Source organism: Rhizobium terrae, from assembly GCF_003425685.1.
Taxonomy (GTDB): Bacteria; Pseudomonadota; Alphaproteobacteria; order Rhizobiales; family Rhizobiaceae; genus Neorhizobium; species Neorhizobium terrae.
Window position 1 is genome coordinate 537,712 of the sequence record NZ_QJKM01000001.1, and the last position, 22,205, is coordinate 559,916.

A 22,205-nucleotide genomic window follows, 5' to 3' on the forward strand; every position below is an offset into this window, starting at 1 on the left:
TGCTGCGGTGCGTCCAGCAGTCAGGCCATCGTCGCACCACGTCTTTGAACATTACCAATGGAAGCGCCCACAAGACTGAAGCGAAGCGAACATGCAGACCGGGCCTGGTCGCCGAGGGAAAGCGTCGCGTGCCGAAACGGCTATTGCAGCGCCCAGAGAAGCGTCGTCAGCTTGAGCACCGGGTTTGGTGCATCGGCGGCGGTGGCATCGTCGGCAAGAACCATCAGATCGAAGACGAGATAGCCCGGCTGGCCGGGATCGAGATTGGCAGATGTCCAGCTGTTGACCGCTGCAGCCAGATTGCTGACGAAGGTGTCGCTGACCGGTTGGTAGTCCGGCGAGCCTGTGGCCGGATTCAGCCGGAAGGCATATTGCGTGTGCAACACCGATGGCGCCTGCGGCGTCAGGTCCGATCCACCGAGCGGCTGGCCGGGAGCGAGATCGAAACGGTAGGCGACATGCAATGTGATCATGCGGGTCGTACCGCTCGCCCAGGTGATGCTGCCGATATCGAACAATTCCTTGAAGAAGTTCGACAGCGCATTGACGAGATCGTTGTTGGGCGCGGATGGGGGCGGCAGCACATAGGGATCGGCGCGCCCGATGAGCGGCGTCAGATCATCCGCGGTTGCGATCACCGGGGTCCGGTATACGAAGGCGGGCAGCGTCGCGCCCGCGTTCGAGAGGTTCTCGTTGCGCGTCACATGCACACCTGCCCGGGCGCTCTGTTCGACGACGACATCCAGTCCGATGAACCAGATTCGATGAGTAAGCGTCGTATCCGCCCGGATCTCGTCTTGCGGATAGGCGAAGACCACTTCCACGGTCGGGTTCGGCGTCAAACGCGTCAGCTGATACCAGGTACCGTCCGGCGTTTGGACCTCCGCTCGTCCCGGCCACAGCGTCTCGCCGGACTTTTGCGCGGTCATGATCAGCGTGTCGAGATAATCTGCCGCATCCCGTGCCCGGGTCATCGTGAAGACGTAGCCGTGTTCGCCGTCCTGTCCGCCCACGCCGGGCGCGGGAGGTAGCACGGTCCATAACTGCTCGATCTGTCGCCCGAATTCAGCCAGCACGGACGCCGAAGCCACCGCGGGATTGCCCGTATCGTCGGCAGAAAGGAAGGGCAGCTGCTGCAGATCTTCCGTCAACGATTGGTAGCTTGCGTTAAACTGGGCCAGCGCTTCGAGAATATTGGTGGGCAGACCCGGATCCTCGTCCAGCGCCCGGAGCCTGCGTTCGCTCCCGGCGCCGGCGACACGGTTGATGGTGACGCCCGTATAGATGAGGTCCTGGGCCGCGACGCGATATTCGAATGCGAAATTGTAATCCCATTTCTTGAAATCCATGACCGTCACCGGCGGCTCCGGCCGCGGGGTCGGAACGCCTGCCTGGCCAGTCAGGACCGGTGAATCCGGATAGCTCAGGTTGGGAATCGGGATATCGACCATCCCGATGCGGGAATCGGTGGAACCACCGGCCGTGTCAAACGGCAGCAGGAACGACAGCCAGGCCGAGTTCTCATAATCCGGGTCGGCGGGGACAGCTGCGATATCGTGTTCGATCTGGTTGATCGGGAAGTCGAGATCCATGAACAGTTTACGTGCCCGCGACGGATTGGCGACATCGAGGAAGAAGGTCAGCACCGAGCCCGATGCAGAAAGTGGCACCGCCGTGGCGTTGAAAGAGCTGTTCGGAATGAGCTCGACAATCGAAAGTCGTGCACCGGCTGCGATCAGGTCGGGCGGCAGAATGCGGAAATAGTTGGCGACGGCGGCGGCATCGGGTGCCGGTGTCACGCCAGCGGCCGCAAACGCGGCGGCAAGGGTGTTGAAGGTCGAAGTTGCGGCGAGCGGTACCGTCGCAGTAGCGTTTGTCCCATAGAGCCACGTGAGCGAAGTAATCGCCGGATTGAACAGGCCCGCCGTGTCCTGCATCGCCGCCGCCAGCTGGAGGACGGACACGTCGAGTACTTGCGCAACCGCTTCGATACTGGTCGCCACAGCTGGCACATAAGACACCTGGATGGCGCTCAGCGAGACCTGCGGAGCAAACAGCCCCTCGCCGGCCGGCGAAATGGTGATGGCTCCGATCAATGCCTGCGCCGGCCGCGAGCCGGCGATGCCAAGCCGGATGGCAAGCGTGGTGAGTGAATCGCTCGCGGTCGGCTGGGCCGTCGCTCCTGTGGGCGTATAGGTCACTGTTATCGGATGACTGCTGCCTGGGCCGAGATTGAGGATCCCGGGCATGCCGGCAAACATCTCCACGACATAGGGCTGGCTGACGCCGAGCACCGCCCCAAGACTTGCGATGGTCTCGACCGTTGCCGTGACATAGGACAGGTTGACCGGCTGCCCGAACAGTCGGGGCGGCTCGATGCCGGCACGTTCCGGGCCACCGTTGGTGATCGCAACCGGAAACTGCAGCACGGTCTCTATCCGGTAGGCATCCGCGAGTTCTATCTTGAGCCGCTCGGCGAAGCTTTCGCGGGCAAGCGTCAGGTTTCCGGGATGGCCATTGTCAATCAGCTGGCCGAGCTGGCCGGCCGCCGTCTCCGCCAGCCTTCCCTTGAGCGCCACGAGGCTGTCGAGGGCCGTAGGCGCGTGCTGATAGATCGATACCGCACATTCCGGAGAGAGCGCGAGATCCACGGTTTCGAAGAATTGCCGCGCCCATATGTCGAGATCGGCATGCTTGACATCGATTGGATCGCCAAGCACGGGAGCCGGGTTGCCGGAGACGTAATAGCGCATGGACACGCCGTTTTCGGCCAGCAGTTTGTTGGAAATCGGCTGGCGGGCGAAGTAACTTGGCTGGCTGCCATCGACGCGAAAACCGTAGCCCGCCTGCGAGAAATCGACGGCCCATAGCTGGCGCGGGGCTTGGGACGGCCCCAGGGCATCGCCGGCGGCACTGATGCTCACCTTGACGGCATTGTCGAAGGCCGCTTCGAACATGACGGCAAAATTGCGCAGGGATTGGGCCGTGTCCTCCGGTGAGTTGGGCGTCGCGTGGGCGGGAATCTGCGTTTCCACCGAGAGCGCGGCGGGCACATCGGCAAAGCTGGGGTCCATCTGCACGGTCGGCAGCATGGCATAACGCCGCGTCATGGAAATCAGGTAGTCGATATCGGGCTCGCTGCCGAAAGCCAAGCGCAATGCCGCATCGAAGGCATCGCCGTCGATATAGAGCTGTCCGGCGCTTGCCATGGCATTGAGTTTCGTCGCCTGTGCCGCGGTAATGTCGGGAACGGCTTCCAGCGCCGTGATCGTCGCCGCCGTGACCTCGTAGTTGACACGGGCGAACTGGACTGCCTGCGTCAGCCGGAACAGCTTGGACGGGAAGTTGCGGTCGATGCGGGTCGTGATCCGCTCGATCGTTGGCGGCACGACGAAGGCAGCCTGGGCCGCGATCAGCGCCGGCGCCATTGCCAGAGCCGCGAAATAGGCGGTGCGATCCACAGCTTCGAGGCCGGCCGTGCCGATCGCATAGTCGTGAAACGTATTGATCGTGTCATTCGGGCGGACGGTCAGCACGACCGGACCGGCCGTGCCGACGAAGGTGACGGTCGCCCCAGGATTGAGGAACGCAGCGGCCGCGCGATTGACCGTGAGCAGATCATCCGCATCGATATTCCAGGCGGCCGCGAGATCGGTGGGCCGGGCGGCGGCCGAGCCAGCCCTGGCCGGCGGACCGACCAGAACTGCGCCGGCCCGCAACGCCGATGCCGCGTCGATGGCCGCGGCAAGCGCAGCATAATCAACTGTCGTCCCACCGCCGGAGGCAATCCATAGCGCCGCAAAGGTCATGTTCGCCGTGGTGATGACGGTCGTACCGTTGAGGCTCACCGTCAGGCCAGGCGTCAGGGTGCGCCACATCTGGGCATTCGCCTCGGCAAGATTGCCGGCCGTTATGCCGGCAAACCGAGACGCCACCGTGACAAGCGATTCTCCCGCCGCCGGCTGGACGGCGGAGAATGATAATCCGGCAGCTGTGGTGCGCTCGGGCACCAGATATTTGGCGTCGGTGGTGACGGCAAGCGGCTTGTCGCTGTTGTACTGACCGATCTGCGTGAAGGTCAGTCCGCTGGCGTCGGCGAAATCGGCAAGTGTCTCGGCAGCATCGACGCTCTGCGTGCGCGTGCCGGCCAGTAGCTGTGCGCCCGCCGGCATCAGATCGCCGGTCGTGCCGTTGTCGGAGACAAATCGAGACAGTGTGTAGGACGGGTCGATGGCGGTAAAAGCGGCTACGACCGACGTCACGGTATCGCCCGGCTGCAGCCGATAGGCAGCGATCTTGAGATGTGCGCTCGCTACGAACAGCGCCGTGACATTGGCATTGGCATTGGCGATGACGTCGATCCTGATCCGCGTCAGGCCGGTGGCGAGCACTGCATCGGTTTTGAGCAGTCCCGGAATGTCCTGGTTGGCCGTGACAAGGCTCTCAACCGTAACAGCCGCCTGCCGAAGCTGCGAGGCGATCTTGTTTGCCACCGTATAAAGGCTATCGCCGGCCACGACCTGAGTAGAGACAGTGCCGCCGGCACCATCCGGATAGGTGAAGGTGCCGCCTGCCGCGAGGATGCTCACCGCCGTCTCGTTGGCGAAGGCGAGCGCGCCTACCGACAGGCCCCGCGCCTCGGCCAGGATGCGGAACGTATCTCGGCCCACGGCGACCGGCACCTGTTCGAAGGCGGTCACGAGGCCTGCGAAGGAATCGCCGGCTGCGACCGCGTAGTCCACGCCTTCCAAAGTCAGCATCGTGCCCGGACGCAATACCGTGGTATCGGTCGCATTGGCGGCGGCAAGCGAGGTGACGGTCGCCGCATAACGTTCGGCGAGTTGCGCCAGACTCTGGTCGCCGATGGCGGGATCGTTAGTGCCGGGAATGGTCCGCTCCGGCGCGACGACCGTCGTGCCGGCCTTCAGCGGCACATCGGCGTTGAGCGTCGCCACCTGCTGTTCGTTGACGGCCTGGCCCATCGCGTCCGTGGCGCTGCGGGCAAGGTTGACGAGGCTCTGGCCAGCGCGTGCGAGGATCGTGACGGGAAGCGTCAACTGACCAGCGGCGGCAAGATCGAAGAAGCTCCCGAGCGTCATCGCCGCATTGGCCTTGGGCAAGGCTCCGGGATCGACCAGCAGCCAGCGCGCCGCCATGCTGGCAATCGTGTCGCCTGCGACACCGGCGGTAGTTACTTGCGCGGTTTCCAATTGCTGCCCAAAGAACAGCAGGCCCGCATTGACGATATCGACGAAGGAAGATTTGGACAGGCTGTAGAGGGCGGGGACATCACCGACGCTGTCGAGCGTCGTCGTCATCGTCATCTGCATGTCGGGCTGGACGATCTGGTAATAGATCTGCCGCAACTTTTCCTGATCTGCCGCGATCCGTTTGCGGGCCTGCGTCACGGTCTGTCCCGCACCGCTCGAATAATTGGCGGTCCGGAAGCCGGCGTCGATCTCGATCCCGACCTTGTACACCCCACCGCCAGGCTGTGGATTCACCTTGTTGACCAGATAGCTCGTCGCCACGCCGGGCCAGGCGGAAAGCGGCTGGATGAGGTCGCGATAACCGGCGGGCAGAGCGATACTGCCACTTGCGCCGGCGCCGGCAGGACGGTTGCCGAAATTGTCCTGGAAATGGACCTCCAGCGCTATCTGCGACGACGGCGCGATGCCGGCATAAGGGTTCTCGTTTCGCGGCGGCAGATGGGGGGCATCGAGTGCCGCATTGGCCGCCGGTACCGCAAATTCGTAATAGGGCACCAGTTTGCGATAGACCCAGTTGGTGGCGCGCAGCGCGGGAGGAACGTCGTCCGGCAGCAGGGGGCCGGTGGCGGGCCATTCGTTGGCGCGGCCGGCAGGCTGGCCGGTATCCGTCGTCATCGCCAGCGGCTGGAACCAGCCGTTGCCGGTGAGGTCGATACCCAGCAGGTTGAACATCAGGTCGAGCTTCTGCTGTGCAGTCAAAGTGGCATAGGAGACATCGTCTGGATCCGGATCGGCACGGGTGACCTCCAATCCCACGGAACCGACCGCGCCGGTGCCGATCAGCCGCATCTGACCTGGGGCATATTGGCAAAGCGCTCCGGGTATAAGGGCGCTGGTATCGTTCGCCACCGCATTGGCGACCGCGAGCGGGTTGGCGCCCACGCGCGCAGCGATCGACAATAGGCTGTCGCCGACTTCCACGATCGTGCCGCTACCGACTGCGATCGTCAGTCCCTGCCGCAGCAGGACCTTGAGTGCCTGATTGGCGGAAACGAAATCGGCCATGGAGGCAAAACCCATGGCAGCCTCGACGGCGGCGAGGCTGGTGCCGGCCTCAACGGTGTAGTTGGCACCTTCCACGACGAGCTCGGCATTGCCGAGATCCAGGTGGTCGCTCAGGACGACGCAGTTGGACATGCGCAGCATGGGCGGCTGGCCGGCGAGCGTATTGCCGGAATGACGCTGCGACGCGAAGATCACCAAGATTTGGACGGTTGCCACGCCGTTCGTATCGAAGAGATCGTCCGGCAAGCCGTCGCCGGTGCCGTTTTCGGTATAGTTGAGATAATAACCGCCACTGTTGACGGTGACGCTTTCCCAGATCAGCCGCAGGAAATCCCTGGGCTGACCGATGGTCGCGGCATAGACCGGCGCTGGATCGCCTTCGGCGGCGGCACGCAGCCGCGTGCCGCTAGGAGCGGGATTATTGACCGTCGAGAGATTGGTCTTCAGGACGGCAGTACTGGCAGTGACGAGATCCTGGGAAATCACTCCGCGGCCGCTCTGGCTGGCGGGATCGGCGCGGCACAGAACGTAGAGATCGGCTTGATCCGCATAGGAAGGATCGGCCATGTAAGTCCACAGGCGATAAAGCGCTTCGCGGCTCGCCGGATCGATGCCTGACAGCAGATAGTCATTTTTGACGGCGATATTGCCCGCGCTGCCGGCCATGACTCGCTTCACGCCGAGATCGATCACCGTACCCCAGGCGAAACTGCCGACTGGCGTGTAGACCGGCGGCGCATTCGGGGCCGGCTGGCGGCCGATCGCTATGGCGAATTTGAGCGTGGTCGCGGCATCCGTTCCGCCTGTAGCGGCCGACAGCCGCTCCATGAGCGCCGGCGGAAAGTTCCAGATATTGGGCTCGCCATTGCCATTGGAAGCCTCGCCGGTGACGGGAGCAAGGCCATGCGGCGATTGCCAGTGGACCACCTGCCGCAGCGGATAGCGGTTGGGCGTATAGGCCATCAGCGGGAGTTGACGTACGGTCAGTTGATCCGGCGTGAAGACGGCGTTGTAGACGCCGAGCTCGGTCAGATCCTCCGCAGCGTAGTCATAGCTGCCGGAGATGCCGGTGCCGCCATTGAATGTGATCCATTGCGGGCGCGGATCGGCGGCGAGCGTCAGGGCATAGCTGTAGCCGGTTTCCGTCAGCAGCGCGTTGGGGACGTCGATCTGCTGGCCGAGATTGATGTACATCGGCTTCATGCTGTCGAAAGTCAGCGGCGAAATCTGCGGCAAGCGCATCCCGTGCATCATAAAGCGGGAAACGGAATTGGCGACCGGACCGGTCACCGTCGTCGCACCCATCGCGGCATAGAGATCCGCCGCCGGAATGTCGGGGCGATAGGGTATGGTCAGCGCCGCTCCCGCTTTGATGATCGGGGCTGCGGCATAACCGCCCTCGAGCAGTTGGGCGACGGTCAGCGCATAGGCCTGCGCGATCGACTGAAGGCTGTCGCCGCTCTGCCAGGTATGGAAGAAGATAGGGATGGCCCAGATGCCGAGCGGCCTGACCAATGTCTTGAGATCGGCATTGCGGGTGACGATCGTCGAAAGCGCGGTCTGGAACGCCTGGGCGAGACCGGCAAGCGTGTCGGTCGGTTGCAACACGTAGTGCGCCGCAGGGACGTGAACCTGCGTACCCGGCGGGAACGGCACGGCGAAATCGAGCCCGGCATTGCCCGGATCATTCTGGATGGAATCCGGCGGGACGGCAAACAGCAGCGCGACGAGGCCGAGGGTCATGCTGGTGTCCGCGCAGGTATAGACGATGTCGCCGAGATCGATCTGGATACCGGGATTGATCATGTTCGGCCCGGCGGCATTGGCGACGCCGAAGTCCGGATTGACCATCGCCGCCAGAGCTGTCGCGGACACGCTGAAGCGCCCTGCTATGTCGTTCAGCGATTCCCCGTTGTTGGCCTGATAGAAGGCGCCGGCAATGCCCGTGGCGGTCGTGCCGGCAGCATCGAGAATGTCAGTGGCCGTGACGTTGGCGAGCGCGATCGAAAGCGGCGCCGGGTTCTCGTCATGCGGGTCGTTCTGGGCAGACATCGCCGAGGCGATCGCCGTGAGGCTTTGTGCAGCACCTTGCGGCACGACATAGGGATAAGCGTCGAGATAATCGATGGCGGACTGCACCATCGACTGGGTGATCATCAGGAAGTAGTCCCGGAACACATATTGCGCCATGGACTCCGTCGTCCCGGCGCGCGGTGCCGCCTCGGGCGAGATACCGGCAGCCAGTTGTTCGACGAGATTTTCCGAACCGGCCTGGAAGGCGCGGAAATAACTGTCGACGATGCCCTCGTATGTTTCGTCGACCATCAGGCGTGGATCGGTCGCGTAATTGACGCTGACGAAGTGCTGTTGCCCGCCGGCGCCATCCGTCAGGGTATCGGTAAGGGTCAGTGCCGGGATCATCGGGAAGAAGGTCGCGGTCACCGCGCCATTTTGCGGCTCGCCCGAAATATCGAACACGATACCGGCAGCGACGAAAAAGGCGACCAGAGCGTCGTAGGCGAAATCCGGATCATGCAGCCCGAGGTCGAGCTGGTGCTTGATGACCGAGAGGTCATAGAGGCTGACGCGGTCGTTTTCGTCCGGCTTCGTTGCCAGCTGAGCCGCGACCACACGTTGGAAACACAAGCTGGCGAGTTGGGCGAAGACCGTGTCGGGCCCGCTGCCGGCGGTGGCCGTGTACAGCATCGCCACGGAACGAACGCGTTCGCCTGCCGGCGGCGGCTGGTCGTTGACGAGCGACGGCTGGTCGCTCTGGGTGAAGAAGGGACGGAATTGCAGCGCGATGACCGTCTGCTCGACGTCACGCGTCGCATGAAGCGACATGCGATCCACGGCGGCAAGGTCAAATTTCGGCGCACGCCGCGCGCGTTGAAGGCGCTTCGCGCGGCTGGCCCGCAGCCGGCCGAACTCGTTGGGCGAAAGCCCGTGACGCCGTTGGACGAGCCCGAATTGCTGGCGCGTGCCGCGGGTGTCGATGGTCCATGGCGGCGTGGTGGCATGGCCGATCGTGTATTCGAGGTTGAGGTCGATGCTGAACGAGCAGTGGATCGTGATGAACAGGATCTTGACGCTCACGCGTGCCGAAACGCTGACGTTGAGGGCAATGTCGATCGGCTGGTAACATTCGATAATCACCGTCACGCGAGCACTGGCGCGGATATCGACGGAAGCCTTGACGATCTTGAAGTCGATCGCGCCATAGACATGCCCCTCGATCCCTACCGTGCCTGCGATGGAATAAAAGAGCGCCGTGTCGCGATTGGCATCGTCGGGATTGAACCAGGCGAGCACCCCTTCGACGATCCCTTCGACGGTCAGGGTCGCGCCGGCCCGCAATATCCCCTTTTCGATCGTCTTGCCGACGCCGATGGAAAGACCCAGCCCGAATTCCAGCACCGGCTTAAACGTACCGTCGCTGACCGTCGGCACGCGGTCCGAGGTCGCTCCTTCCAGATAACCGAAATAGAAGCCGCCGAAACCGACGAAGGGAAAGACCTCGACCGAGAAGGACCGCGAGAAATCGAGCCTGTAGGGGAAGCCGACATCGATCTTGAAATTGCCGTTGGTATAGATGTCGAGAACGAATTCCGGGATCGTCACCGACACTTCGCCGAATTCGAGCTGCCGGATCGCATCGGGCAGACGCAGGTCGATGTGATAGAGTCCGATCGTGTCGGAGATGCGCTTGTAGAGGATCTCGAATTCCAGGCCGGAAAGTGACTGCGCCTTTTCTCCCTGAAGCGCGATACGAAGCCCATAGAGTTGCGGATCGTTGAAGATCACGCTGATGGTGACGGTCGACAGCACCGAAAACTTGGAACCGAGCAGCCAGCCGCTGTTTTCGGCAAAAACCAGCCCGTTCTGCGTGGCGAGCGGATTGCCGCTGTCGCCGGCGACGGGCTTGAGATTGTTTTCGAGTGCGGTAATGACCTCGCCGACGGTGCGCAGGTCGCGCGTATCGCGAAAGGCGACATGCTGTCCGATGCCGAGATAATCGAGCCGGAACAGTTCGTCGCCCGCGCCCGGCACCTCGATCGGCTTGCCGTTGACGAGATCCCAGCCCATCTCGTCGTGTTCGAGATCGGGATCGTCCGTCGTGACCTCGATCGGCAGGCCGAGGAACTTGCCCTTCATCGCGAAGACGACGCCCTGCTTGCCGCTGGACGGCACCCGCTTGTAGTAGGTCAACCGGATCGAGGTGAGGCTGATGAAGCCGAAATCGGCCGTGAGCCCGGTATCGAGGGTAACGGTCTGATTCTCGAAATCGAATTCCAGCGTCAGGTTCTCGAAACCGATGGAGTTCAGCACGTTCCACGGCTCGGGCAGCTCGTAGTTCCAGGAAGGATGGATGATGTTGACCATCCAGGTGATGATGTCGCCGAGCGTGAAGCTGATCGGTCCGATGCGGAATGTCTTCGTGCCGTCGGACAAGACGAGTTCGGCGGGCAGGACGATGCCCAGGACGAAGATCTGCCCGGAAGCGGTGATGACATAGGACGGCGGGCCACCGCCGACCTCGACGCCACCGACGTTGACGGTCGCATTGTGGAGACCGAGGAATTCTTGTCCGAAAAGCTTGAGCTTGAGATCTGCATCGGCATAGGCCGACCAGCGGGTGGTGACGGTGCCCCCCTGGTTCTCGTAGGTGAGTTCCGCGCCGATCAGCGAGAAGCTGAGTTCCAGAAAATCATCGAAGGCAGCAGCCACCGACGGCGCGCCGAAACCAGCGATCAGGTCGGAGAAGCGCAGCGGCAGACCGTCTGCGGTTACCAGTTCGCCGCGCCCCTCGATGACGTAGTCGGCGCCGCTCCAGGTGTAGGACGCATCCGCCATGAACAGCAGCGAGCCGATCTTGATCGTGCCACCGAGCAGCACGGAATTGACGGTAAGTATGTCCGCTGCGAGGGTCGAATATCGGAAATGGATTTCCTGCAGCGCCAGAAGCGGATCGGAGGCTGGGCCGATGATCACCCAGCCGGGACTGGTGGGTTTTGTGGCGATATAGATCTGGGCGGCTCGGAATGCGGGCGGCACCGTCAGCCCGACCGACACGGAGAAACGCTGCAGCCCGACATCGGTCGCGAGGAATTGCAAGGGGCCTGGCAGCGACGGTGGACTGATCGCGGAGCCATACATAGCAGCGACGATATCAGTGAGCGCAAGCGCATTGTCGTCATCGGGATAACCGCCGGAGACGGTGAGGACCGGATAGTTGCCGGTTATGACGGCAATGATCTCGAAATCGTTGACCGCCTGATTATGACTGTCGAGATGCCAGCCGAGGCCGACCGTCGTCGCCGGCGACATCTGCGTCTCGTCGTCGTCCGACGGGACATAGGTCAATCGGGTGACGAAATAAGGCGTGTCGACATTGACGGGACCGATGGCCAACGCGCCGTTGCCGGTATGGACCACCGGGATTTGGGCGCTGAAGGTAGGGCCATACGTCCCAAACGCGATGGGCTGCGTGAAATGCTGCGCAACCTGACCGGAGTAAAGGATGTTGATGACAGAATAGACGCCCGAATAGAGCAGCGATGCATCCAGAGCCAGCGCTGTGCCGGCGGTGCTGCCGACCGAACTCCAGGTCAGCTTCTTGCCGGTCAGCTGGCCACACCATTGATCGAACAGGCGGTTGTTGAAAGCTTCGAAGCTTTGTCCAAGCGTCCAGCGCGCGGATGGGGTGAGGATGAACGCGAGGTCCGGTTCGCCGTTGCGAACGGTGACAGTGACCGTGGTGGTGACAACAAGATTCAGAAGATCGACCTGCCCGGTGACCGTAAAGGCCTCACCGGCGACCGGGGATACGCGGACGGGGTTGAGCGCATCCGGCGGCGACAGGACGATTTGCGTGACCGGATTTGCAGGGTCGTTGCTGAGCGTCGCCGCAACCAGCGTCCAGAGCCTTTGCGACGGCAGGTTGCGTGACCACAGAACGGCGACCGAACCGTGATCCAGCTGGGTGATCAGATCGTCGTGGACCGTCTGGATTGTCAGGGCATCGGCCATGACAACCTCGCCGAACTGATTTTCGATATCGGAACGCCGCTCTTCATGGGATCCTCAGATAGATCGGCAGATGGTCGCTGGTGGCGATGATGCTCCAGAAATTTTCCCACTGATGGAACGTGGCTGTCGGTCCTGCCAATCCATGGCCGGTGGGGAGGCCTTGGATCGTTCCGAGGTCCTGATACATGGCCGTGCCCCAAGGCGCCGGTGCGCCATCGACGCAGTCGACCGATATTCTTCTGTATACGGTTATCCAGGGCTGGGGCCCTGGATTCCGACGCACAAAGAAATTGTCTAGTATTTCGCGATGCTGATAGCTGAAGGGCGGCGTCAGCGGATCCGCGTCATGGTTGCGGCGGTAATGGGTGGAGTCGGTATTCGTCGTCCGTATGAGATATTTGTAACTGAGTGCCAGCAAAGGTGCGTAAGCAGCCACGGATTCCAGTGCGTTATAGTCGTTCACGTTGAAATCGCCGCAGGCGATGTAATAATTTGGATTGGCCGTCGTGTTCTGTGCCGGGTTCATGTCGGCAATCTGGGCAATTGCTTGGGTGCCGGTGACATGCGTGCCGGTCGCGCCGTGCTGGGGCGACGTATGCATGAACAGGCAGCGGAAAAGTCTTGTTGCGCCCCCCACTTCCCGAAAGTCGACCATGAAGGGACGACGGTTCATGTTGTTCGGGAAAAGAACAGCCGTACCGGCATTATCCGTGTGGTCGACACGCCCTGCCCGTGTGGTACCGCCTGCAATCGTAGCTCCGTTCCAGGGCAGCGCATACGCGGCCGCACCGCCGGCGGCGCGCTGTATCGCCGCGCCATTCCAGTAGTCCGGCCCCTCGAAGGTGACGGTCGCGCTGTTGTAAAAAACGGCGACTGCTTCTTCCGCAGCCCATTTTCCGACATGAAGAGCAGGTTTCGGAGGATTGCATTTGATCGGCGGAACCACACGCCAGTTGGCGTTGCCGGTCTCATCCTTGATCATCTGCAGGAACTGCAGCACGCCTCCAGAATCCAGCGCGTTCATCGGCTGTCCCAATGGCGTGTTTCGTGCAGTCATCGTTTCGAGCACCGCGATCACGTCGGGCACGTCGGCGGCCGTGCCACCGGCACCGACCACCATCTGCATATAAAACAGCCGGTCTGTCGCGCTATTGTATTGACGCTTGCGCTTCGTCGAGAGTTTCGCGGTCGGGTAGTATTCATAATCCTGAAATTTGGCATCGGTAAATTTTTCGATGTTCCAGACCATGAGCTTCATGATCGCCTCCTCACGCCGCGATGTAGGAGGCGTACCAGCCAAGGCTGGAGGCCTGTTTCGATGGATCGGGATTGCCAAACAGCACGAGGTCGACATAGGCGCTCTGCGGGATCTTCATGCCGAGGAAGCGAAGCGCGAGATTGGTGAAGACCAGCGTGTAGGCGATATTCCCCCCCGTCGATGGCGCCGCGGTAAACCGTATGTCGTCGATGGAAAGGCCAAGGATGCCCTCGATCGAGAAGGACAGGTTTTCCGGATTGGCGCCCGGGATGCGCAGGCCCGTATAGACGCTCGGTCCGGAAGAACCCGACCAGCCTATCAGCACGCCTGCGGTGAAGCCGGCGCTACTCGCGAGCGCGCCGAAGGTTCCGAGGTTGAGCTCGTATTGCAGCGCGTACCAGGGATAGGCGAGCGGCGTCTCTGCCAGCGGCGTCGCGGCCGCAAGATAACCGAGCCCCGCCGGCGTCGATCCCGACTGCCCTTGAACGAACCCTTTGAATTTTAGTGGGAAATGCGCAAACAGGCTTTGAGGGCGCGCAACCGAACTCGCAATGTCGATCGCCAGGTTCTGCGCGTCGAATACAAAACCGCGGTTCTGCGTCACGCCGTCCGCATTCAGATCGTAATCCATTTGGACGACGAGGTTGGAATAGGAAAGACCGCCTGGCAGTACTTCCGCCCCGGTCGTGTTTCCGAACGAGAGAGCATCGAAATCCGGGAGGTCCCGGAAACGGATCGTGCCGCCGAAGACGAACCGGGTTCTGACTGCCTTTATCCCGTTCTGGTTCGGAACGGCATCCGGATTGAGCGTGACGAAATCGGCGCCTGAGATGACGACCTCGTCGAGAACCTGGCTCGCCGCCTTGAAATGCTGGTCGCCGCGCGAGATGAAGCTGAAGGTATCGCCCGCCTCGGCGTGCTGATAGTAGCCATGGAGGGTGATCACGCTCTGCCCGGCGGCGGTGCCGGAGCCATCGACCAGCGTCACCGGACTGCCGAACAGCCTGTTGGCCAGAAGCTCAATGGCGCAGGCAAAGTTGCGGATCTGCGAATTGCCAAACAGGATGCGCAACACCGTTACCTTGAAGTCGAAGTCACTGTTCGTGCTTGCGAAGGAGGTGGCATCGGAATAGTCGATCAGCCCGAACAGCGCCGTATCGCGCATGGTCAGCACGCCGCCCACCACGTCCATCGGCGACATGTTGATGCCGAGATGATGGGCGCGGAAGCGCGAGGGATCGATACCGGCGGCGATCCCGGCAAGCTGGCCCGGCATGGCGGCGAGCGACACCTCGGTGTTGAAGGCAAGGATGCCGTTCCACGCCGGGTCGGTCACCGCCTCATAGACATGCAGGAAATCAGGATCGGGCGTGGATCCCGGCGGCACCTCGACCTTGTCGATGACGGCCTGGATGATTGCGAGCAGATTGCTCTGCGTCAGCGCCCCGTCGGTAAACTGTTGGGGGAAACTCCAGGCACCGAGGTCCTCGGCCAGGTTGGCGATACTCGCCCCAGCATATTTATAGACGATGACCGTTCCGTTCTGCGCCCAATACCGGGGATCCAGGTCGAACGGAATGCCGGCGATCTTCAGCGCGGAGGAGAGGAAGGCGCCTTGCTGCGCAAACAGCGTAGCGTTTGAGATGACGAGGAACAACTGGTTGCTCTGAAGCGCCTGTTTCAGCGGGCCGGTGATATCGCCGCCGCCGCTGCCGGCAAGCATCAGCGTTTCAGCGCCGGCGTCGCTCTGTGCGAGCTGGACCTTGACGAAGGGAACCTCGCTTGTCCCCGGCGTACCGAAAAAACCCAGCATGCCGTGGCGGGTGGTGGCGGTGGATGCCACAGGTGTGGCGGCAGCAGCCGGCGAGGCTCCCAGAAAAGCGTGGATCCGATCGCGGCGGACCTGGCTTATCACCTTGATTTCAAAACGTGCGTACGGGGCCTGCACAGCAAGCGTGCCGTCAAGGCCTGCAAGTGGCACCATGGGCATCGCGGCAGCGGCATTGCTCGCAAGCTGGCCGGTCACGAGTTCCTTCATGTCGAGGAAGTTGGCATCGGCGGGGGGAGCGAAGGGCGAAGGATCGTAAAATACGGACTGGTCGGGCTGGCTGTAATAGTTGATCGTCGCCGGCCCGTGGGGCGTGAAGCTGAGATAGGACGTCGTCGCCGTATCGCTCAAGCCGCCTGCGGCGGCACTCTCCGAACCGGGATCGAACGATGCCGCATAGGCCGGGTTGCCGGGATAAAAGGTGACACTATTGGCGACCGTACCAGAGGACGGCGGCAGGTAGCCGATATATTCCACCGGTGACAGGCCGCACATGATGCGCGTCGCGCTGACGGTTTCGCCGGGCACCTGGACGCCATAAGCCAGCGCGGCGATATCGATGGTGAAGCTGCCGTTGGGCGTTAGCGTGTAATCTGGCGCCTCGTCACCGGGAAAGCGTGGCCGGGCGGCTAGCGCAAACCCGGCCCCCGTGCTTGGAGCGGGTGTCAACCCGACACCCCGTCCCACCCAGGTCCGGTAATAGCTGGCGAGCTGGGCAGGCGCACTGCCATCCGGTTTTGTCAGGCCAAACAAGGTGCGCGCCGGCAGCAGCGGATTGAGCGGGTCGAGCGTCGGATAGAAGGCGATTGCCGCCTGCGCGGGATCGAGCAGCGGATAGGTGAGCGCTGACAGGAAGGCCGGTCCCCATTCAGGATCGGGATAGAAGAAGGACAGGCCGCTTCCGAGGGCGCCCATCTCCGTTCCGGTACCGCTCGATGCGCTCTGGGCGATATCGAGTTCGAACCGCAGGCAGCCGATCGCCGCTCCCGACATGGGAATCTCGACTGTCCTGCCGATACCAGTGAGCGGCGGATCGCCGGAACCGGTATCCAGCCGAACCTGCCCGACAGCGCCGCAGGCGATCACAAAAGCGGGGTAGGCCGCGCCCGCCGCCGGATCGGCAAGCGTGACGGCCAATCCGCGGTCGAGGCATAGGCGATAGTTCTGCAGGGTAATTTCACTGTAGCGCGATAATGCTGCCGGGGCAGAACCGGAAACCGCGATGGCCGCGGTCTCCCACAGGGCGGTCATTGAGGCGCTGCCGGAGATCCAGAAGAACCGCGTGCCGGTCAGTCCGCCGGCCTCCAGATAGGCGCGGACCTGGGCGACGAATACGGCCTCGTCAGGTGGCGTTTCCTGATAGAAGAGATAGACCCCTTCGATATCCGACCAGCTTTGCCCAAGGGTCAGCGTCGTCGCACCGCCCGTCGTCGGAATGCGCCGGATGAAGGCGACGGTATAGGGCTTGTCGCTGACCGGCGTCCCGGTATCCGAATAGAGATAAAGTTCGGAATTCAAGCTCTTCGTGAACGAATAGGCCGGCATATCATCCCCCCTGGTCGAGGCGAATGTCGTCGCCGCAAAACAGCGGCAGGTCGAAATAACCCGACTGAGGCGGCTGGAAGCTTGCCGACGGATATTCGAGGCGGACGCGATTGGTCACGACGGCCGTTGTCGCAAGGCTCGTCGCGTTGAGATCGTCGGTCAATCCGCCGATGCTGCGCCGCATGGCAAAGCCGCCCACGGCGGCGCTGAGGCAGGAAGGCTGGCTTCCCGCCTGCGCAATCAGGTTTTCGACCGTCGAGCCGAGCGCCAGCCAAAAACGTTGCCCGTTCAGACTTGCCGAGACCTCCGGCGTCAGTGCGGAACGGCCGCGGAAATAAAACGGGAAGATATTCGTAAGCCCGGTGAAATTTCCCTGCGCGACATACTGGTTCGTAGCCGCAACGAGGCCGTTATAGGTCGTTGCCCCTAGAATGACCGGCAAATTCGCTTGGTCGACGAGGCCGGTAAATTTCGGACCATGGACGGTCGAAGGATAGAGCAGACGGAAATAGGGCTGCCTGCCCGTCGCGGTGTAGAGATCGACCACGCCGCCGCCACCGGCATTCGGCTCCACCAAGGGAGTGGGCACGCTCGGCCGCACGATTGCCGAAAGGAAGCCATTGAAACCGAGATTTAACGCCGTGCCCTGAGCATAGGACTGGATATCGTAGGTCGCGCTCCCGGTCGGAACGTAGCCCATCTGGTTGTTGTTCGGCGGCGTGATCTGCTGCACAGCCGTGTCGACGCGCAGCCGCATGCCGGGCACCAGATCGACATAACCGCCGGTCTGGGCGTCGGGATTGAAGCCGTACATGAATTTGAGTTGCTCGGAGAACAGCAGCGGCAACCCCAGCGCCACAGTCTGCCGCACTATCGCCAGGGCTCCTGGCTTGATCAGCACGTTGCTCCCGTCCGGCATTTCCATCTTTTTGAGAAAATCGAGGAAGTTGCTGGAAAGCGTGGCGCGGGATGCCGGATCGAAGCTCCATGCGATGCTGTTGGCGGGAATGGTCAACTTATAGGGCAGAAGAGTCGACGCGGAATTCGCCTCCAGCGTGAAGATGCCCGCAGACGGCAACGTTGCCGGCGCTGCCGTAAAGACATTGGGGAAAGCAAGGACAATGTCCGCCGGCGCGGGCTGGTTGCTGTTCGAACGAACGAGATAGAGGCCGTTGGTATTCGCGTTCTGCGGATAATAGCTCGGTTTGGTCCCGAACAGATAGGCGGGAGCGCTGTCCGCCCCTGTCGCAGATGCACTTCTGGCGCAAACGCGAACATTGACCTGGGCGGCCGTCAGCGTGTTGGGGGTGTCGAGTACCGTACCGGTCGTCTGGAATGTCTGATGTGTTCCCGGCGAGCCGCCGTCGGAAATAGTCACGGTGTAACCGGTCACCGATGGATCAGGCGCGACATCCCATGCTACATGCAGGCTCGTCGCGCTGGCATCGGTGGCCGTGACGACCGGTTTGACGGAGAGGACCTCGACCGCGGGGCCGAGGTTGCCGGTCGAGTTCGTTCCGGTGGCGCGGACGGCGGCAACCAGCCGGGCGTCGGAGGTCAAAGCGGCAGCGATCTGGCAGGACGTGTCGCCCGCACCGGCCGTCTTGCTGAACCCGGCCGGTACCAGTGTATCGGCATGCAGCAGTTCTGCCGTGTAACCGGTAATGCCGGCCGTCTGCTGCGGCGCGGTCCAGTTCACCGTCACATTCGTACCGTCATAGCTGGTCGACGTCGCCACCGGCACGGCGACCAGTGCCGCAACGCCGGCAGACACCGGTCCGCTGATCGCGATACCATCCGAATTGGTCCCGAAGGGCTGGACAGAGACCGAATAGACGGCACCCTGACTGAAAGGCAGCGCCAAAGTGCCGGAGAGGCCGCCCGCATCGACATGACCGACAGGCTTGCCGGTGCTGTCGTTGAGATAGAGCCGGTAACCTGGCGCTCCGGGACTGCCTTGCCAGCCGACGGTAATCGTGCCGTCGGCAACCGCGACCGACGTGATGACCGGTGCAGTATAGGGAAGATTGACGGACGCCGGCGGCCCCTTGGCGACACCAAAGACAGAATTCGCCTGAAATTTCAGCATGTTGGCAACGGTGACGCCGGAAAGATCAATATCGCCCCGATAGCCGATGGTGGTTTGCGGGGTACCCGCGATGCCGCCGTTGACGATTGCGGCAATCGACGCGCCCGTTGGCATCGGCGCAACCGGCGGCACGGTCCAGCGACCACCGATATGATTGCCGACATAATAGGCGGACTCGAATTGCGGAGGCGTGACCACGGCTTCGATTGGGACGGAAGCCGGGCCGGCATTGTTGCCGGCCATTCCACGCAGGGTACAACTGTAACGCTTCGACAGATCGAGTGTATCGTCCACAACGGGAATAGATACGGATACGTTGCTGCCCGTCGCCTGGGCAAGCTGCGTGCCGTCGGCGATCAACACCCCTTTCAGCGTCGATCCGGTGGGCAATGCCGTTGCCGTCGAGACCGTCAGATTGTCGCCGTCATAACTGATGGCGGAAATGACAGGGCGGGTCATCTGCAGGTCGGCGCGCTGGTTCGGGCCAATCGACAGCGTCTGGTTGGAAGTCGGTGCCACGAGCAGATAATAGCTCTGCGTCGGATCGAGCGGCTGTGGCGGAATCAGCGTGCCGCTCGAGCCCGTAACGCTCGCCGTCGCCAGCAGCGTATTGCCCGAACTCATGAGATTGATGCTCATCCCGGCAGGCAGGCCGACTGCCGGCAGCGTCGCCGACACGACGATGCTGTCGAGGTCGTTGACGGTCGTGATATTCGTCAGCGGCTGCTGCAGCAGGTTGAAAGGCGGGCTGTAGGCCGATGTCGGATTGCCCGACTGATCACTCTGGGCGACGGCAACCGTGTAGTTGACCGTCGACGTCAGCGCCACATTGGTAAGCATCGCCGAGGAGGCGCCGAGCGGTCCGCCGACGACTTTCCGCGCAACCTGGTTGTTCGACGGGTCGAACACCACGGCAACGAAATAGGTCGCCTCCTGGATAAGCTGCCAGCCCACCCGCACCGTGTAGGTATTGCCCGACGATGAGCATTGCGCCGACGTAAGGACTGGATTCTGCGCCATGGTTCTGCCCGAGTCTGAAGGGATTGCAGTGAGGCGGCGGGTCCCCGGACGGGAACCCGCCAAGTCGACGGTTAACGCATCACGACCTTTTGGCGGCGGCGGAAAGTGCTTTCGACATCGCGCTCGAAGGAGGCAGGCACCTGGGTCTTCACCCATTCCTGATCGTTGATCTGCCGATAGCGGAGTGCCCGCATCGCCCGGGCATCGCCCACCAGGATGTCGTTGGCGAAGAACTGGCCGACTTCGGCGTTCGGATCGTCGATCTGCGGCGCTTCGCCGAGCGACAGGTTCCACAAAACGCGCCCGCCTCCAGCCTCCGTGGACGTCGCACGAAGCGCGTCGGTACCGTCGGTCGTGATCAGTTTGGCGCCGGGCTTCAGGGCACCCGCGGCCACCGGCCCGTCGGTCGTGAAGATCAGATGTTCGCTCGATGCGGCCAACGTTTTCCCGCCTTCCGTTTCCAGCACCACGACATCGTGGAAATGCCTGGCGTTGTGCGTGACGCTGACGGTCGCCGGCCCGCTGCCTTCCGCGGCACCGATCAGGTCCCCGGCTTTGATGCCGTTCATCTTCCTCCTGCTGCCGTCGGCCATCGTCACCAGCGTATCCTCGCCAAGGCAATGCCAGACGAATTCGATCGGCATGATATAGGTCACGCCGTCGATGGGATCGTTGTCCGGCATGTCGGAACTCTGGATCGTCACCGTAACGGGCACGCCAGTCGATGAACCGTCGTCGAGCACCACGGTTATGTTGCAGGTCAGGTAGGAGACCATCTCGGTCGCCCAGGGGATATTGGAGAAGACGACGGGATTGTAGGTCTGCGGCGGCGCCGGCGGCTGCGTGTTCGGCTTCATCGGCAGGTTCCAGGTCAGCGTTTTACCGTCGCCCGGAGCGATGTTGAAATTCGCATAGACATTATTCATGTCTGTCGGATCGAGTTGGGTGGACTGGCCGCCGGTGTCAGTGCGGATCACATAGATATCCACCAGGAAATTGCTGGTCGGCTGCAGCGCCTTGATCGGGTAGTTGAAGGTCGCATTGCCGACCAGCGGCAGCCGTCCGATCGGATTGTCCTGCGTCGGCTCGTCATACACGTAATCGCAACGGGTGAGATCGGTAGGGCGCCCAAGTCCGATACAGATGGCATTGGCGTTGTAGGGATTGGTGTTGCCGTTCTCCCGCTTGGGTTCGGTGACGACCGGATCGGAAACCGCCCTTCCCGGATTGCCCTGTACGGTCCCGGATACCGGACCGCCGGATGACTGATAGGAATAGGTCATCATCGCCGTCGAGCCGGGTACATACTGCTTTGCGGTGTTCTGGTTTGTCTGTACCGCGAGACTGTTGAGCGGTGCGTAGCCTGCCGTCGATCCGTTGGCGAGAAAGGTGCCGTTGGGCGCAAGCACGAGCAGCGACAGATTGCACGTCTGGAACCCGCCGACGACCGTGCCGTAACCCTTTGCCGCAGCGGCAGACGTGGTCGAGAGGAAGCCGGCCTCGGGAACTCCGAACGCCGTCACCCAACCGCTGTCCCCATCACCCAGCACCTCGGCCTTGAACATCCGGTCGGTCGATGCGGGCTCGTCGAGCATCGCATGGAGACCGGGAAAATCTTCTTCGCTGTTGCCGCAGATATTGTGCATCAGCTTGACGAATGCCCGGTGCTCCAGGTCTTGCATGTCATGGATGATCGCTCCGCCATTCTCCTCGATAATGGCAGCGAATTTCAGCAGCAATTCGCGGTCTCTTGTCGAAAGCTGGGGTTCGGGTCTGTTCATAAATCCCTCCTTCATAGGCGTGCGCCATCTGGCGGCATGCACTATCCCTCCCGCCTGCCCCTCGCAGGCGAGTCCATTGAATTTTCATTGAATATCCGGGCGCAAAAAGCGCTGCGTGGCATGCACGAAATGCGCTAATACAACGTCAATACTGAACCGATAGGCCACCATACGGGCTTTTGAAAACAAACTCAATGCGTGCACAAATTTTTAAATTTACCCGCAGATTGCAATTGACTTCCTGCCGGATCACCGGGCTGAGGTTCGGATATCGATGAGGAGGCGCTGAGTGCCCGTCCGCCGAGAACCCTGCGGCGCTGACGATTTCAGGGCCTGGGAATAAAGGGAGCGCCGGATCGCTTCGGCACATTTCTCGTCC

5 protein-coding genes are annotated in these 22,205 nt (G+C 62.1%); all 5 read right to left on the reverse strand.

Annotation, left to right across the window (positions count from 1 at the left end; genetic code table 11):
- Nucleotides 1–140 precede the first annotated feature (140 nt).
- The 5 genes from DMO26_RS02385 to DMO26_RS02405 all read right to left on the reverse strand — a co-directional run bounded on the left by DMO26_RS02385 (nucleotide 141) and on the right by DMO26_RS02405 (nucleotide 21,826).
- Nucleotides 141–12,305 carry a LysM peptidoglycan-binding domain-containing protein gene (locus DMO26_RS02385; protein ID WP_117190400.1) on the reverse strand — a complete coding sequence of 4,055 codons (12,165 nt, stop codon included), beginning with the start codon at nucleotides 12,303–12,305 and terminating at the stop codon, nucleotides 141–143.
- A gap of 43 nt (nucleotides 12,306–12,348) precedes the next feature.
- Nucleotides 12,349–13,563: a hypothetical protein gene (locus DMO26_RS02390; RefSeq protein WP_117190401.1), complete on the reverse strand. Its 1,215-nt coding sequence runs from the start codon at nucleotides 13,561–13,563 to the stop codon at nucleotides 12,349–12,351.
- 10 nt (nucleotides 13,564–13,573) lie between these two features.
- Entirely contained in the window at nucleotides 13,574–16,936 is a 3,363-nt protein-coding gene (locus DMO26_RS02395; RefSeq protein ID WP_117190402.1) for a hypothetical protein, read from the reverse strand.
- 1 nt (nucleotide 16,937) lies between these two features.
- Nucleotides 16,938–20,045, reverse strand: coding sequence for a hypothetical protein (locus DMO26_RS02400; RefSeq protein WP_117190403.1), 3,108 nt, complete (start codon nucleotides 20,043–20,045; stop codon nucleotides 16,938–16,940).
- A gap of 71 nt (nucleotides 20,046–20,116) precedes the next feature.
- Nucleotides 20,117–21,826 (reverse strand): Hint domain-containing protein, encoded by a 1,710-nt coding sequence (locus DMO26_RS02405; RefSeq protein ID WP_117190404.1) that lies wholly within the window; start codon nucleotides 21,824–21,826, stop codon nucleotides 20,117–20,119.
- Nucleotides 21,827–22,205: the final 379 nt, after the last annotated feature.

What these genes read in the sequence shown, in the direction of transcription:
- DMO26_RS02400 (WP_117190403.1), bottom strand. Translation starts at nt 20,045, where the DNA reads ATGGCGCAGAATCCAGTCCTTACGTCGGCGCAATGCTCATCGTCGGGC.
- DMO26_RS02405 (WP_117190404.1), bottom strand. Translation starts at nt 21,826, where the DNA reads ATGAACAGACCCGAACCCCAGCTTTCGACAAGAGACCGCGAATTGCTG.
- DMO26_RS02390 (WP_117190401.1), bottom strand. Translation starts at nt 13,563, where the DNA reads ATGAAGCTCATGGTCTGGAACATCGAAAAATTTACCGATGCCAAATTT.
- DMO26_RS02395 (WP_117190402.1), bottom strand. Translation starts at nt 16,936, where the DNA reads ATGCCGGCCTATTCGTTCACGAAGAGCTTGAATTCCGAACTTTATCTC.
- DMO26_RS02385 (WP_117190400.1), bottom strand. Translation starts at nt 12,305, where the DNA reads ATGGCCGATGCCCTGACAATCCAGACGGTCCACGACGATCTGATCACC.